Annotated in this window: 18 protein-coding genes and 1 tRNA gene; 11 read left to right on the top strand and 8 right to left on the bottom strand. The window is 29.2% G+C overall.

The window, feature by feature from the left end:
* Positions 1-6 precede the first annotated feature (6 nt).
* The gene (locus FVE77_RS08040; RefSeq protein WP_026746017.1) at positions 7-1,593 is read left to right on the top strand and encodes an alpha-glucoside-specific PTS transporter subunit IIBC; all 1,587 of its coding nucleotides are present in this window, start codon (positions 7-9) and stop codon (positions 1,591-1,593) included.
* 119 nt (positions 1,594-1,712) lie between these two features.
* Here FVE77_RS08040 and FVE77_RS08035 read toward each other — a convergent pair whose 3' ends face one another.
* Positions 1,713-2,420, bottom strand: a complete 708-nt coding sequence (locus tag FVE77_RS08035; RefSeq protein ID WP_026746018.1) for a GntR family transcriptional regulator — start codon at positions 2,418-2,420, stop codon at positions 1,713-1,715.
* 195 nt (positions 2,421-2,615) lie between these two features.
* On the opposite strand from FVE77_RS08035, the gene FVE77_RS08030 reads away from it, so the two are divergent.
* The 4 genes from FVE77_RS08030 to FVE77_RS08015 all read left to right on the top strand — a co-directional run bounded on the left by FVE77_RS08030 (position 2,616) and on the right by FVE77_RS08015 (position 8,189).
* Positions 2,616-3,938: a 6-phospho-alpha-glucosidase gene (locus FVE77_RS08030; protein ID WP_026746019.1), complete on the top strand. Its 1,323-nt coding sequence runs from the start codon at positions 2,616-2,618 to the stop codon at positions 3,936-3,938.
* A gap of 124 nt (positions 3,939-4,062) precedes the next feature.
* The gene (locus FVE77_RS08025) at positions 4,063-5,805 is read left to right on the top strand and encodes a glycoside hydrolase family 13 protein (protein WP_026746020.1); all 1,743 of its coding nucleotides are present in this window, start codon (positions 4,063-4,065) and stop codon (positions 5,803-5,805) included.
* 99 nt (positions 5,806-5,904) lie between these two features.
* Positions 5,905-6,576, top strand: coding sequence for an HAD family hydrolase (locus tag FVE77_RS08020; RefSeq protein WP_026746021.1), 672 nt, complete (start codon positions 5,905-5,907; stop codon positions 6,574-6,576).
* A gap of 365 nt (positions 6,577-6,941) precedes the next feature.
* Positions 6,942-8,189, top strand: a complete 1,248-nt coding sequence (locus tag FVE77_RS08015; protein WP_026746022.1) for a dicarboxylate/amino acid:cation symporter — start codon at positions 6,942-6,944, stop codon at positions 8,187-8,189.
* Between the two features lie 496 nt (positions 8,190-8,685).
* Here the strand turns inward: FVE77_RS08015 and FVE77_RS08005 are convergent, their stop codons facing one another.
* From FVE77_RS08005 to FVE77_RS07990, 4 genes are all read right to left on the bottom strand, one after another.
* Complete coding sequence (locus FVE77_RS08005; protein WP_026746023.1) at positions 8,686-8,922, bottom strand: DUF6290 family protein; 237 nt, start codon at positions 8,920-8,922, stop codon at positions 8,686-8,688.
* Between the two features lie 464 nt (positions 8,923-9,386).
* Positions 9,387-9,566: a hypothetical protein gene (locus tag FVE77_RS08000; RefSeq protein WP_026746024.1), complete on the bottom strand. Its 180-nt coding sequence runs from the start codon at positions 9,564-9,566 to the stop codon at positions 9,387-9,389.
* 127 nt (positions 9,567-9,693) lie between these two features.
* A complete protein-coding gene (locus FVE77_RS07995; protein WP_026746025.1) occupies positions 9,694-9,873 on the bottom strand; it encodes a hypothetical protein in 180 nt (59 codons plus the stop codon).
* Between the two features lie 179 nt (positions 9,874-10,052).
* Positions 10,053-10,550 carry a methylated-DNA--[protein]-cysteine S-methyltransferase gene (locus tag FVE77_RS07990; RefSeq protein ID WP_026746026.1) on the bottom strand — a complete coding sequence of 166 codons (498 nt, stop codon included), beginning with the start codon at positions 10,548-10,550 and terminating at the stop codon, positions 10,053-10,055.
* 259 nt (positions 10,551-10,809) lie between these two features.
* Between FVE77_RS07990 and FVE77_RS12855 the strand changes: the two genes are divergently transcribed.
* From FVE77_RS12855 to FVE77_RS07975, 3 genes are all read left to right on the top strand, one after another.
* The gene (locus FVE77_RS12855; RefSeq protein ID WP_232052900.1) at positions 10,810-11,706 is read left to right on the top strand and encodes a hypothetical protein; all 897 of its coding nucleotides are present in this window, start codon (positions 10,810-10,812) and stop codon (positions 11,704-11,706) included.
* 68 nt (positions 11,707-11,774) lie between these two features.
* Positions 11,775-12,578, top strand: a complete 804-nt coding sequence (locus tag FVE77_RS07980) for a hypothetical protein (RefSeq protein ID WP_026746028.1) — start codon at positions 11,775-11,777, stop codon at positions 12,576-12,578.
* A 365-nt stretch (positions 12,579-12,943) separates the two neighbouring features.
* Positions 12,944-14,173 carry a replication-associated recombination protein A gene (locus FVE77_RS07975; RefSeq protein WP_026746029.1) on the top strand — a complete coding sequence of 410 codons (1,230 nt, stop codon included), beginning with the start codon at positions 12,944-12,946 and terminating at the stop codon, positions 14,171-14,173.
* Between the two features lie 87 nt (positions 14,174-14,260).
* On the opposite strand, the gene FVE77_RS07970 is transcribed toward FVE77_RS07975, so the two are convergent.
* The 3 genes from FVE77_RS07970 to FVE77_RS07960 are packed head-to-tail and all read right to left on the bottom strand — an operon-like array spanning position 14,261 to position 16,822.
* Positions 14,261-14,944, bottom strand: coding sequence for a hypothetical protein (locus FVE77_RS07970; RefSeq protein WP_026746030.1), 684 nt, complete (start codon positions 14,942-14,944; stop codon positions 14,261-14,263).
* 39 nt (positions 14,945-14,983) lie between these two features.
* Entirely contained in the window at positions 14,984-15,775 is a 792-nt protein-coding gene (locus FVE77_RS07965; RefSeq protein ID WP_026746031.1) for a hypothetical protein, read from the bottom strand.
* Between the two features lie 30 nt (positions 15,776-15,805).
* On the bottom strand, positions 15,806-16,822 hold the full coding sequence (locus FVE77_RS07960; RefSeq protein WP_026746032.1) for a hypothetical protein: 1,017 nt from the start codon (positions 16,820-16,822) through the stop codon (positions 15,806-15,808).
* Positions 16,823-17,050: 228 nt separating this feature from the next.
* On the opposite strand from FVE77_RS07960, the gene purH reads away from it, so the two are divergent.
* The 3 genes from purH (at position 17,051) to FVE77_RS07945 (ending at position 19,378) form a co-directional block, all read left to right on the top strand.
* A complete protein-coding gene (gene purH / locus FVE77_RS07955) occupies positions 17,051-18,571 on the top strand; it encodes a bifunctional phosphoribosylaminoimidazolecarboxamide formyltransferase/IMP cyclohydrolase (protein WP_026746033.1) in 1,521 nt (506 codons plus the stop codon).
* Between the two features lie 356 nt (positions 18,572-18,927).
* On the top strand, positions 18,928-19,113 hold the full coding sequence (locus FVE77_RS07950) for an excalibur calcium-binding domain-containing protein (RefSeq protein WP_036088020.1): 186 nt from the start codon (positions 18,928-18,930) through the stop codon (positions 19,111-19,113).
* A 188-nt stretch (positions 19,114-19,301) separates the two neighbouring features.
* Positions 19,302-19,378 (top strand) — tRNA-Lys (locus FVE77_RS07945).
* The last annotated feature ends 428 nt before the right edge of the window (positions 19,379-19,806 follow it).

Below are 19,806 nucleotides of genomic sequence, written 5' to 3'. Positions count from 1 at the left end.
CTAAACATGATGAAAAAAATTCAACGTTTTGGTGGAGCAATGATGGCGCCAGTTCTATTATTTGCATTTACGGGGATAGTGGTAGGATTGGCTTCAGTATTCACTAATACGCAAGTTATGGGGAGCATTGCTGAAGAAGGTACAATATGGTATAATTTCTGGTATGTGGTAGCAGAAGGTGGTTGGACAGTATTTAGACAAATGCCGTTATTATTCGCGATAGGGTTACCAATAAGTTTGGCAACAAAAACAAATGCCAGAGCATGTATGGAAACATTTGCATTATACATGACATTTAACTATTTTGTAGCTGCAATATTAAAAGTATTTTCTGGAGTAGATACAGCTAAAATGGTAGCAGATAAAGTAACAGGATATGCTGCAATAGGTGGAGTTCCAACATTAGACACAAACTTATTTGGTGGTATCTTGATAGCAGCATTAGTAGTATATCTGCATAATAAATATTTTGATCAAAAATTACCTGATTTCTTAGGAGTATTCCAAGGTTCAGTATTTGTATACATGGTAGGATTTGTAGTGATGATTCCTTGTGCATTCTTAACAGTATTAATTTGGCCTAAAGTTCAATTGGGAATTGGTGCAATGCAAGGATTTATGAAAGCTTCAGGAGTATTTGGGGTATGGATTTATACATTCTTAGAAAGAATATTGATTCCAACTGGATTACACCACTTTGTTTATACACCATTCATATTCGGACCGGCAGCTGTTCCTAACGGAATTCAAGTTTACTGGGTTGAACATATAAAAGAATTTGCTCAAAGCACACAATCATTGAAATCTTTATTTCCGCAAGGTGGATTCGCGTTACATGGAAACTCAAAAATATTTGGTGCGGCAGGGATAGCTCTTGCTATGTATGCTACAGCAAAACCTAATAAGAAAAAAGTTGTAGCGGCATTATTAATACCTATAGTATTTACAGCCGTAGTTTCAGGTATAACTGAGCCATTGGAATTTACATTCTTATTTATAGCTCCAGTATTGTTTGCAGTTCACGCATTTTTAGCGGCAACAATGGCGGCAACAATGTATGCTTTTGGAGTAGTTGGAAATATGGGTGGAGGATTACTTGACTTCTTGTTCCTGAACTGGATACCTATGTTTAAAAATCACTCTGGAACAGTATTTACTCAAATAATAATAGGATTAATATTTACAGCAATATACTTCTTCGTATTTAAGTTCCTGATTCAAAAAATGAATCTGAAAACTCCAGGTAGAGAAGACGAAGATGAAGAAATGAAACTTTATACTAAAGCTGATTATAAAGCTAAACACGGTGAAGGAAATACAGCAGGTGGAACAGCAGGCGGAGATGAATATGCTCAAAAAGGTGCAATTATCCTTGAAGCATTAGGTGGAAGGGAAAATATTGAAGAGCTTAATAACTGTGCAACTAGACTTAGAGTAAGTGTAAAAGATCCGAGTAAATTATCGCCAGACGCAGCATTTAAAGCAGCAGGAGCTCATGGTGTAGTTAGAAAAGGATCAGCTATTCAAGTAATCATTGGATTGTCAGTACCTCAAGTAAGAGAAAGAATCGAAGAAATGATGAAAAAAGGATAAAAATAAAATTTGATAAATAATTAAATTTGAATTTTATAAAAAAATCAAGAAAGAATTTTCAAAAGTCAAAAATTTTAATATAAGACTTAAGAAAGTTCTTTCTTTTATTTTTAAAATACTTATCTTTTTGCAATTGCACTAAAAGTAAATTTTTCAGGATGGTGAATAATTGTTTCGTATTGAAATAGAGTGCCATTTGAAAGATAGGCATGAGTTTCAATAACAACAACCATATTTATATCCTCTAGCTTAAGATATTTCTGTTCTTCAGAAGTAATTTTTCTAAAACTAATATCTCTACGGGAATAAGCTATTTTTAGGTTAAGTTCTTTTTCCAGATATTCATATATTGATTTTTTTGCTATTTCTTCATTTAGAAAAGGTACAATTTTTCTGTCAAAAAAACTCGTAGAATAATTTAAAACTTCCCCATTTAAAGAATTGGTACGGACAACTTTATAAAAATCAGCACTTTCAGGTACTTGAAATTCTTCCATTAGTTTTTTTACTCCTTGAACGATGTATAAACTGATTAAATCAGTTTCAAGATGAATATTTTGAAGCTTGTTAATTTCTTGTACAGTCTGAATGGAAGTTAAAGAAATATTTTCCAGATTTTTTTTCTCAAGTATAATAGATTTTTTTCCTTTTATTTTTTGAATGTAGCCTTCTGCTTCTAGCATAGAGAGAGCTTTTCTCACAGTCAGCTTGGAAAAATTATAATCTAGTGCCAAATCGTCTTCTTTTTTTAGAAAATCTCCAGGCTTTAGTTTACCTTTTTTAATTTTATCTTTTATATCGTGATATACTTTTGCATATTTATTCATTCATTTATATAAACCTTTCTTATAATTTTTAAGTTCAATTTTAAGTATTATCACTATGATTATACAATAAATAATAATAAATATCAATAAAAAAAGATTTATATAAAAGTATTGACATTTAAAAAAATTGTGATATAATAAATAATGAAAATAGGAAATAAAAATTAATAAAAATAGAAATGGAGATGATTATTTATGAAGAAATTTTCAATTGCAGTAGCTGGTGGAGGGAGTACATTTACTCCAGGAATTGTGTTGATGTTACTTGAAAATTTAGATAAATTTCCGATTAGACAAATAAAATTTTATGATAACGATGCAGAAAGACAAGAAGTTATAGCAAAGGCTTGTGACATTATTATAAAGGAAAAAGCACCTGATATTAACTTTGTTTATACAACAGACCCTGAAACAGCATTTACAGATGTAGACTTTGTTATGGCACATATAAGAGTTGGAAAATATGCAATGCGTGAAAAAGATGAAAAGATACCTTTAAGACATGGAGTATTAGGACAAGAAACTTGCGGACCTGGAGGAATTTCTTATGGAATGCGTTCAATTGGCGGAGTTATAGAATTAGTTGATTATATGGAAAAATATTCACCAAATGCATGGATGTTAAATTATTCAAATCCTGCAGCAATCGTAGCAGAAGCAACTAGAAGATTACGTCCAAACTCTAAAATATTAAATATTTGTGACATGCCAATCGGAATTGAAATAAGAATGGCTGAAATGCTTGGGCTTAAATCAAGAAAAGATATGGTAATTAGATACTTTGGATTAAATCACTTTGGATGGTGGACAGACATTAGAGATAAAGAAGGAAATGACTTAATGCCTGCGTTAAAGGAAAAAGTTGCAAAAGTTGGATATAATGTACCAATTGAAGGCGAAAACACAGAAGCAAGCTGGAATGACACATTTACAAAAGCAAAAGATGTATTTGCAATCGATCCAACAACATTGCCAAACACATACTTAAAATACTATTTCTTCCCTGACTATGTGGTAGAACATTCAAATCCTAACCATACAAGAGCAAATGAAGTAATGGAAGGAAGAGAAAAATTTGTATTCGGAGAATGTAGAGCAATCGCTGAAAAAGGAACAGCAAAAGATAGCAAACTTCACGTTGATGATCATGCTTCATATATAGTTGACCTTGCAAGAGCAATCGCTTATGATACAAAAGAAAGAATGTTATTAATAGTAGAAAATGACGGAGCAATCTCAAACTTTGATCCAACTGCAATGGTTGAAGTGCCTTGTATAGTAGGTTCAAATGGACCAGAAAAAATTGTTCAAGGTAAAATCCCTCAATTCCAAAAAGGATTAATGGAACAACAAGTATCAGTTGAAAAATTGACAGTAGAAGCATGGATAGAAGGTTCATACCAAAAATTATGGCAAGCAATCACATTGTCAAGAACAGTACCAAGTGCATCTGTTGCAAAAGCAATATTGGATGACTTAATTGAAGCAAATAAAGACTTCTGGCCAGTGTTGAAATAATTAACAAATATACTTAATTTATAGGATTATCTCAAAAGTTTAAAAATTTATTTATGAATTACTCTTAACTTGTGAGATAATCTTTTTATTGATAATATAAAATAATTCTAAAAAAGGAGAAAATATGGATACAAAAAAACTAGATAAAAAGTGGTGGAAGAAAGAAGTTGGATATCAAATATATCCAAGAAGTTTTTATGACAGCAACAATGATGGAATTGGAGATTTGAATGGAATTACTGAAAAATTGGACTATCTAAAAGAACTGGGGATAACTCTTATCTGGATTTGTCCTGTGTATAAGTCGCCAATGGATGACAATGGATACGATATTTCTGATTATTATGATATAAATCCTGAATTTGGAACAAAGGAAGATTTAGAAAGATTAATTGTAGAGGCGGAAAAAAGAGGAATAAAGATAATTCTGGACTTGGTAATTAATCACACTTCAGATGAGCATGAGTGGTTTATAGAAGCATTGAAAAATCCTGAAAGCAAGTATAGAAATTATTATATTTTTAAAAGAGGGAAAAATGGACTGCCACCAACAAACTGGAGAAGTCATTTTGGAGGTTCTGCTTGGGAAAAGGTTGAAGGAGAAACTGATGAAAATGGGAATGAAATGTATTATTTACATTTATTTTCAAAGAAACAGCCTGATTTAAATTGGGAAAATCCTGAAGTTAGGGAAGAACTTTATAAAATGGTAAATTACTGGCTGGAAAAAGGAATTGCAGGTTTCAGGGTAGATGCTATAAATTCAATAAAAAAAGACAAAGATTATCTAGACTTGCCTGTTGATGGAGCGGATGGTTTTGCATTTAGCATAAAATATACGTTAAATCAGCCAGGAATTGAGGAATTTTTAGGAGAACTGGCAGAAAAAACATTTAAGAAGTACAACTGCATGACTGTAGCTGAAACACCTTTACTTGAATACGAAAGATACAATGATTTTATTGGTGAAGATGGATTTTTTTCAATGATTTTTGATTTCAGCTATTCTGATTTGGATATGGCGAAAGAAGGTTTTTACTATTCAGTGCAGGATGTGAAAATTAATGAATTGAGAAAAAAAATTTTTGAAAGTCAGCTGACACAGCAGAAATATGGATGGGGAGCACCATTTTTAGAAAATCACGATTTGCCAAGAAGTTTGAATAAATTTTTAGGGAAAAAAGCAAATGAAATAAATGCAAAATTACTTGCGACATTGTTTTTCTTTTTACGTGGGACACCGTTTATTTATCAGGGACAGGAAATAGGAATGGACAATTTTGAGAGAACTGACATAGCACAGTTTGATGATATTGCCAGCAAAGATCAGTATCAACGTGCATTGGGAGAAGGTTTTTCTCCTAAAGAAGCACTATATTTTGTAAACAAAAGAAGCCGTGACAATTCAAGAACACCTTTCCAATGGAATAGCAGTAAAAATGCAGGATTTTCAAAAAATGAAGATGTAAAAGCATGGATAGAATTGACTGGAAGTCAAGATAAAGTAAATGCAGAATCTCAAATAAATAATGAAAATTCAATTTTTGCCCATTATAAAAAAATGATTGATTTACGACAAAATGGAAAATATTCAGATTGCCTGATTTATGGGGAATTTATTCCAGTAGAAGTAGGAAATGATGAAATAATCGCATATGTAAGAAAATATGAAAATCAGCAAGTTCTTTGTATTAATAATTTTTCTGATAAAAAACAAAAAGTGGAGCTAAGCGAAATTGCTAAAAATATTGACGAAACAGAAATCAAGCTAGGAGATATTCTGATTAATAATTATGAGAATATTAAAAATGATGGAAAAGCGTTAGTTTTGGAAGGATACCAAAGTTTATTAGTCCAAATTTTATAATAAAATTTAAGGTAAAACTTTCTGATATAAATTGGAAAAAAATAAAATTGAAAGTAATATTTTAAAATAATCAATATTTTTTGCTTACTTGGAGGAAAAATGAAAATAAAAGGGATATTATTTGATTTTAATGGAACAATGCTTTTTGATAGTGCTTTACAGGAAGATGTATGGAAAAAATTTTTAAGAAGCAAAATTGGTAGGGAAATAACAAATGAAGAAATTCATAAGTATATTCATGGTGGAAATAATAAAACTGTACTTTCATACTTTTTTAACAAAGATTTTTCAAATGAAGAAGTTCAAAAACTAGGAGAAGAAAAGGAAAGCATGTATCGGGATATGTGCCTAAAAGATGAGAAAATGTTCAAATTAGTAAAAGGATTGCCAGAATTTCTTAATAAGTTAAAAGAGGCTGGTATTCCAATTACTATAGCAACAGGTGCTCCGATAAGCAATGTAAAATTTTATTTTGAACATCTAAATTTGGGCAAATGGTTTGATATAAATAAAGTTGTTTATACTGACGGAAGTTTTAAAGGAAAGCCAGAACCAGATATTTTTTTGAAAGCAGCCAAAAATATAAATGTGGATATTGAAAACTGTGCAGTATTTGAAGATGCAATACTCGGAATAGAGGCGGCAAAGAGGGCAAATGCTTCAAAAATTATAGCTGTTTCTTCAACACTCGATACCAATAAATTATCATCAATTGATGGAGTTTCGTATGTCATAAAAGATTTTACGGAAATATCAATAGATAATTTGTAATTTGAAAAATATATTATACAATCTATGATAAGATTAATATTGACGAAGCAGGGAAGAAATTATTATGGAAATCATTTAGAAATAATGAGGAGTTTCTAAAATCTATGAATGTAAATAAAAAAAATTTTAATATTGATATTTTTGATACTGTATTAGAGGCCTTGAATTTTAAATATAGAAATACTAGATAATGTCAACTTTTATACACGCGAAAATTTAGTCTAAATAAGTTATGAATTTAAAAAAATATTCAAAAATAATAAAAATTTTTTAAAATGGGTTGTAAATTTTTCAATAAAAAGTTAAAATATAGTATATTTTATAAATTTGAGAAAGGAGGCAGTATTTTATACTGTAAAAAATCTATGAAAAAAATAGGATTAACAACCCGAATAATGATTGGACTAGTACTTGGAATTATATTTGGGCTGATACTAAGCCCTTTTGCAAAAGATCCGTTTGTGAAAGATGTTGTTATTGATTCGGTTCTTGCTTTTTTGGGAGGAATGTTCATCAATCTTATGAAAGTTATGATTGTGCCGTTAGTTTCTATTTCTCTTGCAATGGGCGCGGCTTCCATTGGAGATATAAAAAAACTTAAAAGAATTGGTACAAAGGTTTTAGGATTTTATTTTGCAACTACTGCCATTGCTGTAGCAATCGGATTATTTGTAGCAAAAGTTTCTGGAATTGGAAAGGGAATGGTTCATGGAGAACTTCCTAAAGGTGAATTTAAGATTGCGGAGCAAGGTAAACTTATTGATGTTCTGCTTGATATGGTTCCCAAAAATATCATTAATGCAATGTCAGATGAAAAAATGCTTGCAATTATAGTATTTTTTCTACTGTTGGGAGTTGCAATTTCAACTTTAGGAGATAAAGTAAAAAATTTAAAAGTTTTACTTGAAGAATCAAATGAACTTGTGTTAAAGATGGTAGAACTGATAATGAAAGTTGCGCCAGTAGGTGTATTTGCGTTAATTTCAAAAGTAGTTGCTTCAACTGGTGTGGATGTGCTGATAAGATTACTTGGATTTGTTGCGGCGACATTATTTGCATTTGTTATTCATGCAGGTGTCTATCAAGTAATGCTGGTAACTATGGCAAAGGTAAATCCATTAAGATTTTTCAAAAAATTCTTTAATGTAATATCGGTTGCATTTTCTACATCCAGCAGTAATGCAACAATTCCAATAAATATTGAAACTTTATCAGAAAAATTTGGCGTATCCGAAGAAATAAGCTCATTCACAATTCCTTTAGGAGCCACAGTAAATATGGATGGTACAGCGATTATGCAAGGTGTTGCGGCGGTCTTTATTGCAAATCTTTACAATATTAATTTAGGTCCGACACAATATTTAGGAATTATTTTAACAGCAGTGCTGGCTTCTGTCGGTACAGCAGGAGTTCCTGGAGCAGGAATGCTTATGCTGTCACTTGTGTTAAAACAGGCAGGATTACCGCTTGAAGGAATTGGAGTTGTAATTGGTGTTGACAGAATAATAGACATGTTCAGGACAGCAGTAAATATAACAGGAGATGCTGTATGTACATTGGTTGTAGCTAGAAGTGAAAATGAAATTACAGATACTGAAAAATTTTATAATTAACTTTTTTTAAATTCAAACTAAAAGTTATTTCATTCTTGATTGTATAGAAATTACAAAATCTACATTAAAATAGAATTATTAAATAAGAAATGTTTGTAAGAATGGAGTCAAAATTTGTAAAAACTGTCTAATACTCTTATTTTTAAGAATAGAAGGCAGTTTTTTTATTTCTAATACTAAACTTTATTTATAAATATTTATGAACAATAAACAGTTTTTCAAAATCTGAATAAGAATCCCTTATATGAATACTTAATAATTAAATTTAATTAAAGGATATTTTGGTTGTATAACAGTACAATCTTGTAAAAAACGCTTTAACTCCATGAATTTTTTAATTTCTACTCTTTAAATGGGAAATAGTATTAATGCTTTACCAAATTTTTTTGGATTATCTGTGTTATTAAGATTTTGTTTAATGTATCGCATAATTTTTAGTTTCATAGAATCATCTAGTTTATTTAATTGTTTTTCAGCTTTTTGTCTAATGATAACTTTATATTTCATTTTCCAATCCCATTTTTTTTACTAAATCTTCAAATGAAATTGCTTTTTCCTTGTTTAACTTATATTCTTCATAAGCTTCAACAGCCAATTTGTAGTCCTCTTCATCTTCGATTTTTTCAAGAATTAAATCTAACATTACTTGGTTTAAATTGATATTGTTTTCCTTAACATAGTTGTTTATTTTATCTTCTATGTCAGGATGAGCATTTATAGAAACGGTTATCATAAAATTCACACCCTTTCTTGTTATTTTTGTTAATAAAATTTTAACATAAAAAATAATAAAAATCAACGAAAATATTTTATTAACTGCAATTTGTATCAAAAAAATTCCTTCAGAGGAAATTGCTCTATATGGGCATGAAATTGTTCCTATTAGAATAAAAAATATCATTCATACAGAAAACAATAAAAGAAGTGAATAACATAAGACAAAATAGATAGCTTTATAGAAAATATATGTCAAACAAATGATTAGTTAATGTTATTAATGTTGAAAACAAAATTGATTTTCATCAGAAAATTAATGAAGAAATTGAACTGGGATAGAATAGAAATAAAATATTTATCAAAAAAAGGCGGGAAAGCATTCCCCTGTATGGGAAGCCCCTGCCTTTAATATATGTTTCCTTCTTTTCTGATTATCATTATCCATCTTATTGATTAGTTTTATATCTATACTATTATATATCAGTCTACTCTGTTTCCGTATTTATCATTGCAGTAATAAATTCCATCAGCTCTCTCATAACACCTTACACCTCTTTCAGCCCTTCTCTTATTGTATTCGCTCCATTCTTTTGGACTTAGAAGCTCACATCCCACGACAGACATAGCAAGTATAATCATCAATAAAATTTTCTTAAACATTGTATATCATTTCCTTCCGTTTAAATTATCTATTTATGTGAATATATTTCTTCGATTTTGTGTATTAACTATTTGTGTTCTTTTTAACTAAATAATATTTTAAGTTGAAATATAAAATTACATATAGCTAGTATGTTCTATTTCCGTACTTGTCTACGCAGTAAGCATATCCATTTTCATTTCTATAACATTTTTCTCCTCTTTCTCTTCTGGATTGACTTACATCATTCCAGTAACTTGGACTTAAAAGCTCACATCCCACGACAGACATAGCAAGTATAACCATTAATAAAATTTTTTTAAACATTGCATATCATCTCCTTATGTTTTAAATATATTTATCTCATTTTATGTATTGATTATTTGTGTTTTTTTATATTTTTATTATACAATATTTTAAATTGGAATACAAATGTTTTTTATATTTCTGTAGAAAATTTGATGAAAAATAAAATTATACCTAAATTACAATATAATTTTCTTAAATTATTTTATTTCAATACCTTCCAGTTCCAATAAAAACTCTTTTATATGGAGTCCTCCACCATATCCGACTAACTTTCCATTCATACCAATTACACGATGGCAGGGAATAAAAATTGAGATTTTATTTCGATTGTTTGCCATTCCGACTGCACGGACTGCTTTTTCGTTATTAATGGCAACGGATATGTCCTTGTAGGAACGGGTTTCGCCGTAAGGGATTGTTTCAAGAGCGTTCCAGACGGAAATTTGAAAAGGAGTTCCTTCTTTTAAAAGTGGCAAGTCAAATTGTTTTCGTTTTTTCGAAAAATATTCAAATAACTGATTTTTTGCCTTTTTTATTAACTCGGTTTCTTTAATTTGAAAATTATCATCATTTTTAAATTTTTCAATTTCATAATTCCAGATTACATCAGTAATATGAGAATCATTTTCTGTTGTGGCAAGTCCAATTTTTCCAATTGGAGTATTGGTTTCATAAAAATAGATATTTTTTTTCATTGTTATCAGCCTTTCAATTTTTTATATTTAAAATTTGAATTTTTTAATTCATTTTGTGGTAAATGTATTATAATATGGTTGGGTAAAAAAGTAAATAGGGAGTGAAAAAGTAAAAATTTTAAATGAAAACTTTAACATTTTCAGAGTTCTCTTTTTATGATATAATGGGAAATAAATTAGGTGAGGTTTTTCAGTTATGTTGAATAAGTCATTATGGGAAAAGAAAATATTTAGGGATAGCTTTCTTTTAAAAAAATTTATGAGTAAAAAATTAAAATTGTGGCTGTATAATCAATATAAAAAAGAAGAAACAGATAGTGGAGAAGAAGAGGTAATAATTAAGGAAAATTTAAATTATGAATTACTTTGTGACATTTTAAACAATACAGAAAAATATGTAAAAGCCAAAAATGGAAATTTTGAAAATAAATTTTTGATTTATAACGAAGAAGCAAAGGATGGAGAGCCATTTATTATTGCAGTATTTAGAGATATTTATGCTTTTTGCGTTTTTTTTTATATAAGTAAAAAAGAAGGAAAGTATATTGTTAATAATAAATGGTTTGATGAAATTGAAATAGGGAATACTGAGGAGTTTTTAAATAATTTGCAGGAATACAACGTAAATCTTGATGTTCCTGAATTTGTAAATTTAAAAAAATATTATTGGGATGAATTGAGGTTAATTGAAAAAATCTTAAAGAGATATTTTGATACAGGGAAAATAGAAGTCAAACTAGATGAAAATATTAAAATTAACCGTAAATATAGCGGAATAAAATTAGGAAATCACATTGAAAAAGTAATTCCTGAATCAGAGAAAAGAAATCTAAAAAAATATTGTCAGTATTTGCTGTATGAAGACAAGGAACAGAAATATTCATTATTTGCAAATCCAAAAACTGGAAAAATTGTAAAGATTGATATAAAAGATGAGAAGTATTTTCCAGCAGAAGATTTGAAAATTGGTGATTACTTAACGGAAGAGAAAATGGAAAAATATGAAATTTATTACGATGAAACTGATGAAGATGTGTGGCTTAGTGAAGTAATAAAAGAATTGGCAATAGTAACAGAACTTATTGGGGAATATCCTAATCAGAAAGAAAAAATACTGTGGTATGTCTGGTTTGATTATAAAGAGTACAGTTTTTAAGAGAAATAAATCATACTTAAAATTGTAAATGTTGATTTACAAAAATTTAAAATATAATGGAGGCTTTTATGAGAAATTTTGAAAAAATAGAAAATAGGAATTTTATTGATATTTTATTGGGAGCTGTTAAAATAGTTGGAATAATGATTTTTACATGGAGTATTCTAATTTTTCAAAGAGGTATTTTTGGCAGTTATTATTTCAATAGTGTGGCAAAAACAGGAGATTTGAAAGCTGGAGAAATGGTAACGCTTGTTCAGACGTTATTTAGCTTTGTTGTACTGATTATATTAAGTGTTATTTTTATAAAAATGATGAAGACTAGATTTGGTAATGAGAATTTGAATAAAATAAAATTCTGGACTTTTGTTATAATAGTGATAACTATTGTTTTATTTGCACTTGGAGTGACTTTTTCGATGATAAATTCGATAGTTAAAAATACTGGGAGTATTTCTATGAGTGATAAAATTACTATATTTTTTAAAACGGGAGTTTTAGAAGGAATAAAAGGGATGCAGTTAATTGGATTTTTATTGACAATGTGTTTATTTTCGATTAAAGTTTACGAGAATAATAAGAAAAAGAGTCTATTTGCAATAATTTTTTCTGGCGTAAGTTCAATAATTCTAATGATAATTTTTTATTTTGCTGGGCTATTTTTAGATTTATATCTGCTTCAAACAAGTCAAGGCTGGAAAATGGAAACACTCTCTGGATTTATAAGAGAAATAATGCAAAATGCAAATATGCAGGAAGTAGTGTTTAATTATTATTTTTATTTAACATCATCTGTTGTTGTAATATTTACAATAATATTAATTTTAAATGTTTTTTCAGATAACAAAAAGAAACTTTATGGAGAAGAATAGTTTTTAAAACTGTTGAAAATATTGATGTTTAGTGATTAAAGTTTTGAAAAATGATATTTGTGTTTATAATTTACTTTATTTAAAAAAAATTAAAATGTTTGTTGACGAATTAATGTTTTAGTGATATACTTAATTCAAGATAAATTGATCGTTTTGATCATCGGTCTTGTCGTATTTAAATAAGTTATGACAAGACTTTTTTGTTTTAAGGAGAAGGGGAATGAAAGAGGAAAATTATTTATTAGAACAACAAATAGAAATTTTAAAAGAAAAAAAGAATAATTACTTATTTAGAAGTTAATTTTTATTTGTATTTTTAATATTTAGAAAATTAAATAAAATTATAAAAAAGGAAATATAAAAAAATGAATTTATTTGATGAAGTATATGAAGATAAGAAGCCGCTGGCATTTAGATACCGTCCCAAAAGTCTTGATGATTTTTATGGGCAGAAGAGATTGGTTGGGGAAAATGGGATTTTGAGGAAGATTATTGAGCGAGGAAACTTTATGAATGCGATTTTCTGGGGAGCACCGGGAACAGGGAAAACTACGCTTGCAGAAATAATCGCTGATAAAATGAATTACCATTATGAATATTTGAATGCTATAAAAGCCTCTGTAACTGATATAAAGAATATTTCTGACAAGGCACACAGCAGCTTTCACACAAATGGTCAGCAGACATTACTATTTTTAGATGAAATTCATAGATTTAACAAGTTGCAGCAGGATTCACTGCTTGAAGATTTGGAAAATGGAAATATTATTTTAATTGGAGCGACTACTGAAAATCCTTATTACAGCTTGAATAATGCATTGTTATCAAGATGTATGGCATTTGAATTTAAGAAGCTGAGTGAGGATGATTTGCTTAAAATATTGAAAAATATTAATGAAAAGGAGAATTTTGGAATTTCAGATGATATTTTGGGATATATTTCGGAAATAATCGAAGGAGATGCAAGGCAGGCTATAAATATTTTGGAACTGATAACAAATGTTGGAGTGGAGTTTACGCTAGATGAAGTAAAGGAAATTTTGAATACAAAAAAATCATACCACAAGACAGAAGACAAGTACAATACAATTTCAGCAATGATAAAAAGTATTCGTGGAAGTGATCCTGATGCGACTGTCTACTGGATGGCGAAAATGCTGTCTGGCGGAGAAGATATTTTGTATATTGCAAGAAGACTTGTAATTTTGGCTTCTGAAGACATTGGGCTTGCAAATCCGCAGGCTTTACCAGTTGCTGTGGCAGGACTTAATGCAATAAAGGAAATTGGAATGCCCGAAGCTAGAATCATCTTATCTGAAGTGGCAATCTATCTCGCAATTTCTCCCAAAAGCAATTCAGCCTACAATGCTATAAATTCAGCACTAAGCCACATTGAAAATGAAAAAATTCAGGAAGTACCAGTTCATCTCACAAAAGTTGGAGCAAAAGACTACAAATACCCACATAATTATGAAAATCATTATGTAGACCAAATTTATATGAATGAAAAAATCAAGTTTTACGAGCATGGGGAAAATAAATTTGAAAAGGCGGCAGATGAGTGGTTGAAGAAGATTAAGAAGAATGGAAAATAAATTTGTCTGTTGAATTTAGAAAAATAGTTGGTATAAAAAATACTCAAACAGTGGTGTAATTAGTTGTCTGAGTATTTTTTTGAATATTTAATAGCAAGCTGAAGAATCATAATTTTGTACAAAATTTCTTGCTGTGTCACGCTCACAGTCGTATTTAATGACTGAATCTCCAGACATTTTGCTTTCTATGAGCAATTTATTTAAATTATATTCAGCTAACTGATTACTGCTGGCATTTGGTAAATGAAGTATTAGGCCGTATTCCATTTCTACTCCATTACTGATACCTGTTGCAGCCCAAACTGTACCGATATATTTTTTTAGAGAAGAAGTGCTTATGTTTTTAAAGCCTTTTAAATTTATATATCCCTTTTTTCCTTTATCTTTTCCATCCAAAACTTGAACTAATATTTTGTTATTACTTCTTATTCCTTTTATTTCAACAAGTGTATAATCCATATCAGAAGCTGTAAATCTTCTTTCATATGGATCAACTTCTTTAGTTTCAGTCTTAGTTTCGTTGGTTTTGGTTTCACTTTTTTTGTTGTCTTCTTTAGCCTGAGTTTGTACTGAAGCCATCATTTGATTTTCCAACTGTCGTTTTTCTTGTTCCTTTTGAACTTTTTCCATCTCGCTTATTTTATTTTTCATACTTACAAATTGGTAAATACCACTACCTATGATGATAAATCCTATAACTAGAACAAGAGCAATTATTATTCCAATTAGAATTTTTACTAAATTTTTATTTTCAACATTATTATTTTCCATTTATATTTCTCCTAAATTTTAAATTTAAAATGTTTAATACTATTTCTTTTTCAAATATTTCCAATTAATGTATCCAAATTTATGTTGTCCTAAAACTTCAACATATACTCCTTCAACATCAAAAGGACTTATATCAATTGGATCTATGACTACAATTGTTCCATTTTTTATTTTATCACGAATAGTCGAATTATCATACGCTTTTCTAGTAAGATTGGCATAACCATTTGGAGATTTTACTATGAATTTTTCTTTTTTACAATTTTCTTCACTAATACTTTTACTTGCACATACAGCAATATTCTCCTCCTCATATCCTTCACCTATTATCACTTTTTTATAATCATTTCTTTTTTCAACGTCAACTATATTTCCATAAATTTCAATATCCTGAACTTCTTGATTAAATGAAATTCCCACAGGATTTCCGTTAATATCTGCATCTTTAGAAATTTTACAAAATTGATGATTTTTCTCAAGACATGAATCATAATCTATTTTTATGTCTTGATTATTATTATATACACCATCCATCATTTCAGCATACATCGCATTGATAAATAAACCATGTTCAATATGAAATTCTGTTATTTTGGGATCAAGAATACAATTATTTAAAATCCTATTTTCATCAAAGTGAATTGCCTGTACTTTGTTAGCATTTTTACCAAGTTTTATCATAATTGTTCCATCTTTTTTGTTTTGTCCAAAATAACTTCCATTTAAATCATTTACACTAATTTCATAGATTGTTTTAGGATTACATTTCTCATAAGCCAATCCAATAATATTTATAACGAACAAACTTAAAATTAACAACAATTTTCTCATAATTCTTTTCCAATCTTTTAAAATACATTCTTACCAAGTAATATCATTTAATTTTTCTGCAATTTCTAAAGTTGATAATTTCTCTACATTTTCAATTTCCAAATCTGCTTTTAAGTCAAAAAATCTAGAGCCTAGCAAACCATATTTTGAAGTTTTTTTAAATTTTGTTGGACAAAAATCATTATCGTCAAATAAAAAGAAAATATGTCTTTTTGAAATATCTCCATAGCCATAAATTTCTGGAAATTCCCTTATTGCATTGATGATTCTGTTTTCTTCCTCGTTAGTAATTTCCGCATTGCCTAAAATTTTTTTAGTAATTAATGTTCCTTCTTCTGTAAGCTCAGCCAAAAAAACTTTATTTACTTTTCCAATATATTTCACTTCTTTTGCAGTATATATTCCAGTAAATTGATGGTTTGAATATCCTCTGGATTCAGGTTGGAAGTATAAACGATATTTTTTATTTAATTCAAAACTTTTATTACATGGAACGATTCTAAATACGTTTTTTATTAGACCCATTGAACTACAATAATAATAAAAATCTTTGGATAAACGGTATAGCTCTTCATTAAAAGGATATTCGTCCGCAATTTCCTGAAGGGAAGAAATTAATTCGGAAAAAGTTATTGAAACAAAATTAAAATTATAAATTCCTATTCTTTGATTTATAGATTTTATGGTAGTTTCATCAAAGGTAGAATCACTTATGTGAATTAATATATTTGTTTCAGCTAAATTTTCATTTTTGCAGTAATTAATAAGTTTTTTTGTATTGTCTAATCCTGTAATTTTGGTTTCAATAATGATTTTTGTTGCTTTTGTCTGGATATGTCCGTCGATAACTCCTCCTTCCTTTTGTGATTTTTGCTGTGTAAAAACAGGGATAACTTCATAATTGATGTTTTCTGGAAGAATACTGTTTATAAACAACTCATAAATTTTTGGATTTATTCTATACAAGTTTGATAGAAGTAATAGAATATTATTTGTAATAGTGTTCTCTCCTTTAGAGTAAATTTGAAATGGATTAATAAATCCCATAAAAAAACCTCCTTATTTGTTTTAAAGTTATATTTTCCTTTTAATTATACTATTCTTTTTTTTTTTTTTTTTGCTTATAAGGGAATTAAATTGTAGTTAATTTTATAGATTATTGTATAATAATTTTAAATTTACAATTTTCAAAAAGTTAATAATTACACAACCTTGATAAATACAAGGGTTTGTGATAAAATAAATTAACAAAATATATTGGAGGAATGATGCCGAATGAAAAAAAGAGCTTTGATTAGTGTTTTTGATAAGACTGGGATATTGGAATTTGCACAGTTTTTAAATCAAAAAGGTGTGGAAATTATTTCGACTGGAGGGACTTACAAGTTTTTGAAGGAAAATGGGCTTTCTGTAATAGATGTTTCAGAAGTTACTAATTTTAAAGAAATGCTGGATGGAAGGGTGAAAACGTTGCATCCGAATATTCATGGTGGAATTTTGGCGATTAGGGACAATAAGGAGCATATGGATACGATTGCAAAAGAAGGAATAGAGACGATTGATTATGTTGTTGTTAATCTTTATCCGTTTTTCAGGGAAGTTCAGACAGACAAGACTTTTGATGAAAAAATCGAATTTATCGATATAGGCGGGCCTACAATGCTTCGTTCGGCTGCAAAATCATTCAAGGACGTTACAGTTATCTGCGAAACAGAAGACTATGAGAAAGTTATGGAAGAAATTGAAAATAATGGTGAAGTTTCATTTGAAACAAAAAAAAAATTGGCTGGGAAGGTGTTTAACTTAACATCAGCTTACGATGCGGCTATTTCTAACTTTTTGCTGGAAGAGGAATATCCAAAATATTTGAATGTTTCGTATGAAAAGAAATTTGATTTAAGATATGGCGAAAATCCTCACCAATCGTCTGCATACTACGTTTCAACTACTGAAAATGGAAGTATGAAGGATTTTGTCCAGTTAAATGGAAAAGAATTGTCGTTTAATAATATCAGGGATATGGATATTGCTTGGAAAGTGGCAAATGAATTTGATGAAATTGCCTGCTGTGCTGTAAAACACTCGACTCCTTGTGGTGTGGCAGTTGCAGATGATGTTTTCACAGCTTATAAGAAAGCCCATGATTGTGATCCAGTATCAATTTTTGGTGGAATTGTTGCAATTAATAGAGAAATTGATGCAAAAACTGCACAGGAACTGAACAAAATTTTCCTAGAAATCGTAATTGCCCCGGCATTTACTGATGAAGCTCTGGAAATATTAAAATCCAAGAAAAATTTGAGAGTAATAAAATGCGAAGTTGCAAAACCGCAGGATAAAGTGGAATATGTAAAAGTTGACGGTGGAATATTAGTTCAGCAGACAAATCAAAAAATGATTGACAATATGGAAGTTGTAACGAAAAAACAGCCAATAGAGCAAGAATTAAAAGACATGGAACTTGGAATGAAAGTCGTAAAACACGTAAAATCAAATGCAATTGTGGTCGTAAAAGATGGAGCGGCAACAGGAGTTGGAACAGGACAGACAAACAGAATCTGGGCAACTCAGCACGCACTTGAACACGCCAAAGGGGACTTGGATTCACTAGAAGGAGCAGTTCTGGCATCAGACGCATTTTTCCCATTCAGAGACTGTGTAGATGAAGCTGCAAAATACGGTATCAAAGCATTAGTACAGCCAGGTGGCTCAATTAGAGACAAAGAGTCAATCGAAGCTGCCGATGAACACGGAATGACAATGGTATTTACTGGCATCAGACACTTCAAACATTAAAATTAAACAAATACTTGTTTTTATAGATAAACTGTACTTAAAATATATGAAAAGGGGTAATCTATATCAAAATTTAAGAATAGAGGGACAATTAAAATTCAAAAAACTATATTATTCCAATTATATGATGAGATATAGACCACCCCAATATTGAAGGGGACTAAAACCCACGTTAAGTTTAAAATTTCTTTTCTTAATTGATATAGACCACCCCAATATTGAAGGGGACTAAAACACCACTGTTTACAGCCCAGTCACATATTGAGATATAGACTATCCCAATATCAAAAACTGAGAAAAATAGATTTTATAGGGTTAATTTTGGTTTAAAAATATAAAAAATGGAGGAAGCCAAAATGAAAAAAATTTTTTTGATATTGACATTGGTATTTGTAAGTGCAAATACATTTTCGGAAACATTGTATTTCAAGAATTGTAAGGAAGCACGTGCAAAAGGCTACAAAAATATAAAAAAAGGCGAGCCAGGATATGCAAAACATTTAGACAGAGATAAAGATGGTATAGCTTGTGAAAGTAAATAAATTAAATGCAGAGTTGTTTCTTGATTGGGATAACTCTTTTTTTAAAACATGGTATAATTTAGTAAAATTTTAAAATAAAAAGTGAAGAGATGTATAAAAAAGAAATTATTAAATTGACAAATTGAAAAAAATGTGGTATTATAATTAAGAGCTGTTGAATAGAATTGTTTTTATAATTTAATTTTTATGGGACTGTAGCTCAACTGGTCAGAGCAACCGACTCTTAATCGGTAGGTTGTGGGTTCGATCCCCACCAGTCCCACCATCATCTTCTATAAAATATTAGTGATAAGAGTTTTTTAGGCTCTTATTTTTTTTTGAAATTTTGCTTAACAACCGATACAACAGAACTGATTATAAATTTACATAAAAAAATTAAATTTTTTCAGTTATTGCAAAACACCTTGAAACAAGTATTGAATATAGAATAAAATTTATTAGAATCACGGCTATTAATTTAGCTGTGATTTTTGTTTTTTAAATGAAAAATGTGATATAATTTATTAAATCAAAGTATGTTTTTAAATCCCATTTAAAAAATAGAAAAAAGTATTATTAAACATAATATTTGTAAATAAACCTATAAAAGTCTTTAAGGTTGATATTTAATGATAAAATTTAGTTAGATAATATTATAATCTTGTAAAAAAATAACTTTAATTTCATGAATTTTTTGATTTCTGCTGTTTAAAT

The sequence above is a fragment of the Leptotrichia hofstadii genome (assembly GCF_007990525.1).
GTDB classification, from domain to species: domain Bacteria; phylum Fusobacteriota; class Fusobacteriia; order Fusobacteriales; family Leptotrichiaceae; genus Leptotrichia; species Leptotrichia hofstadii.
This window is presented reverse-complemented; position numbering and strand designations above follow the sequence as displayed.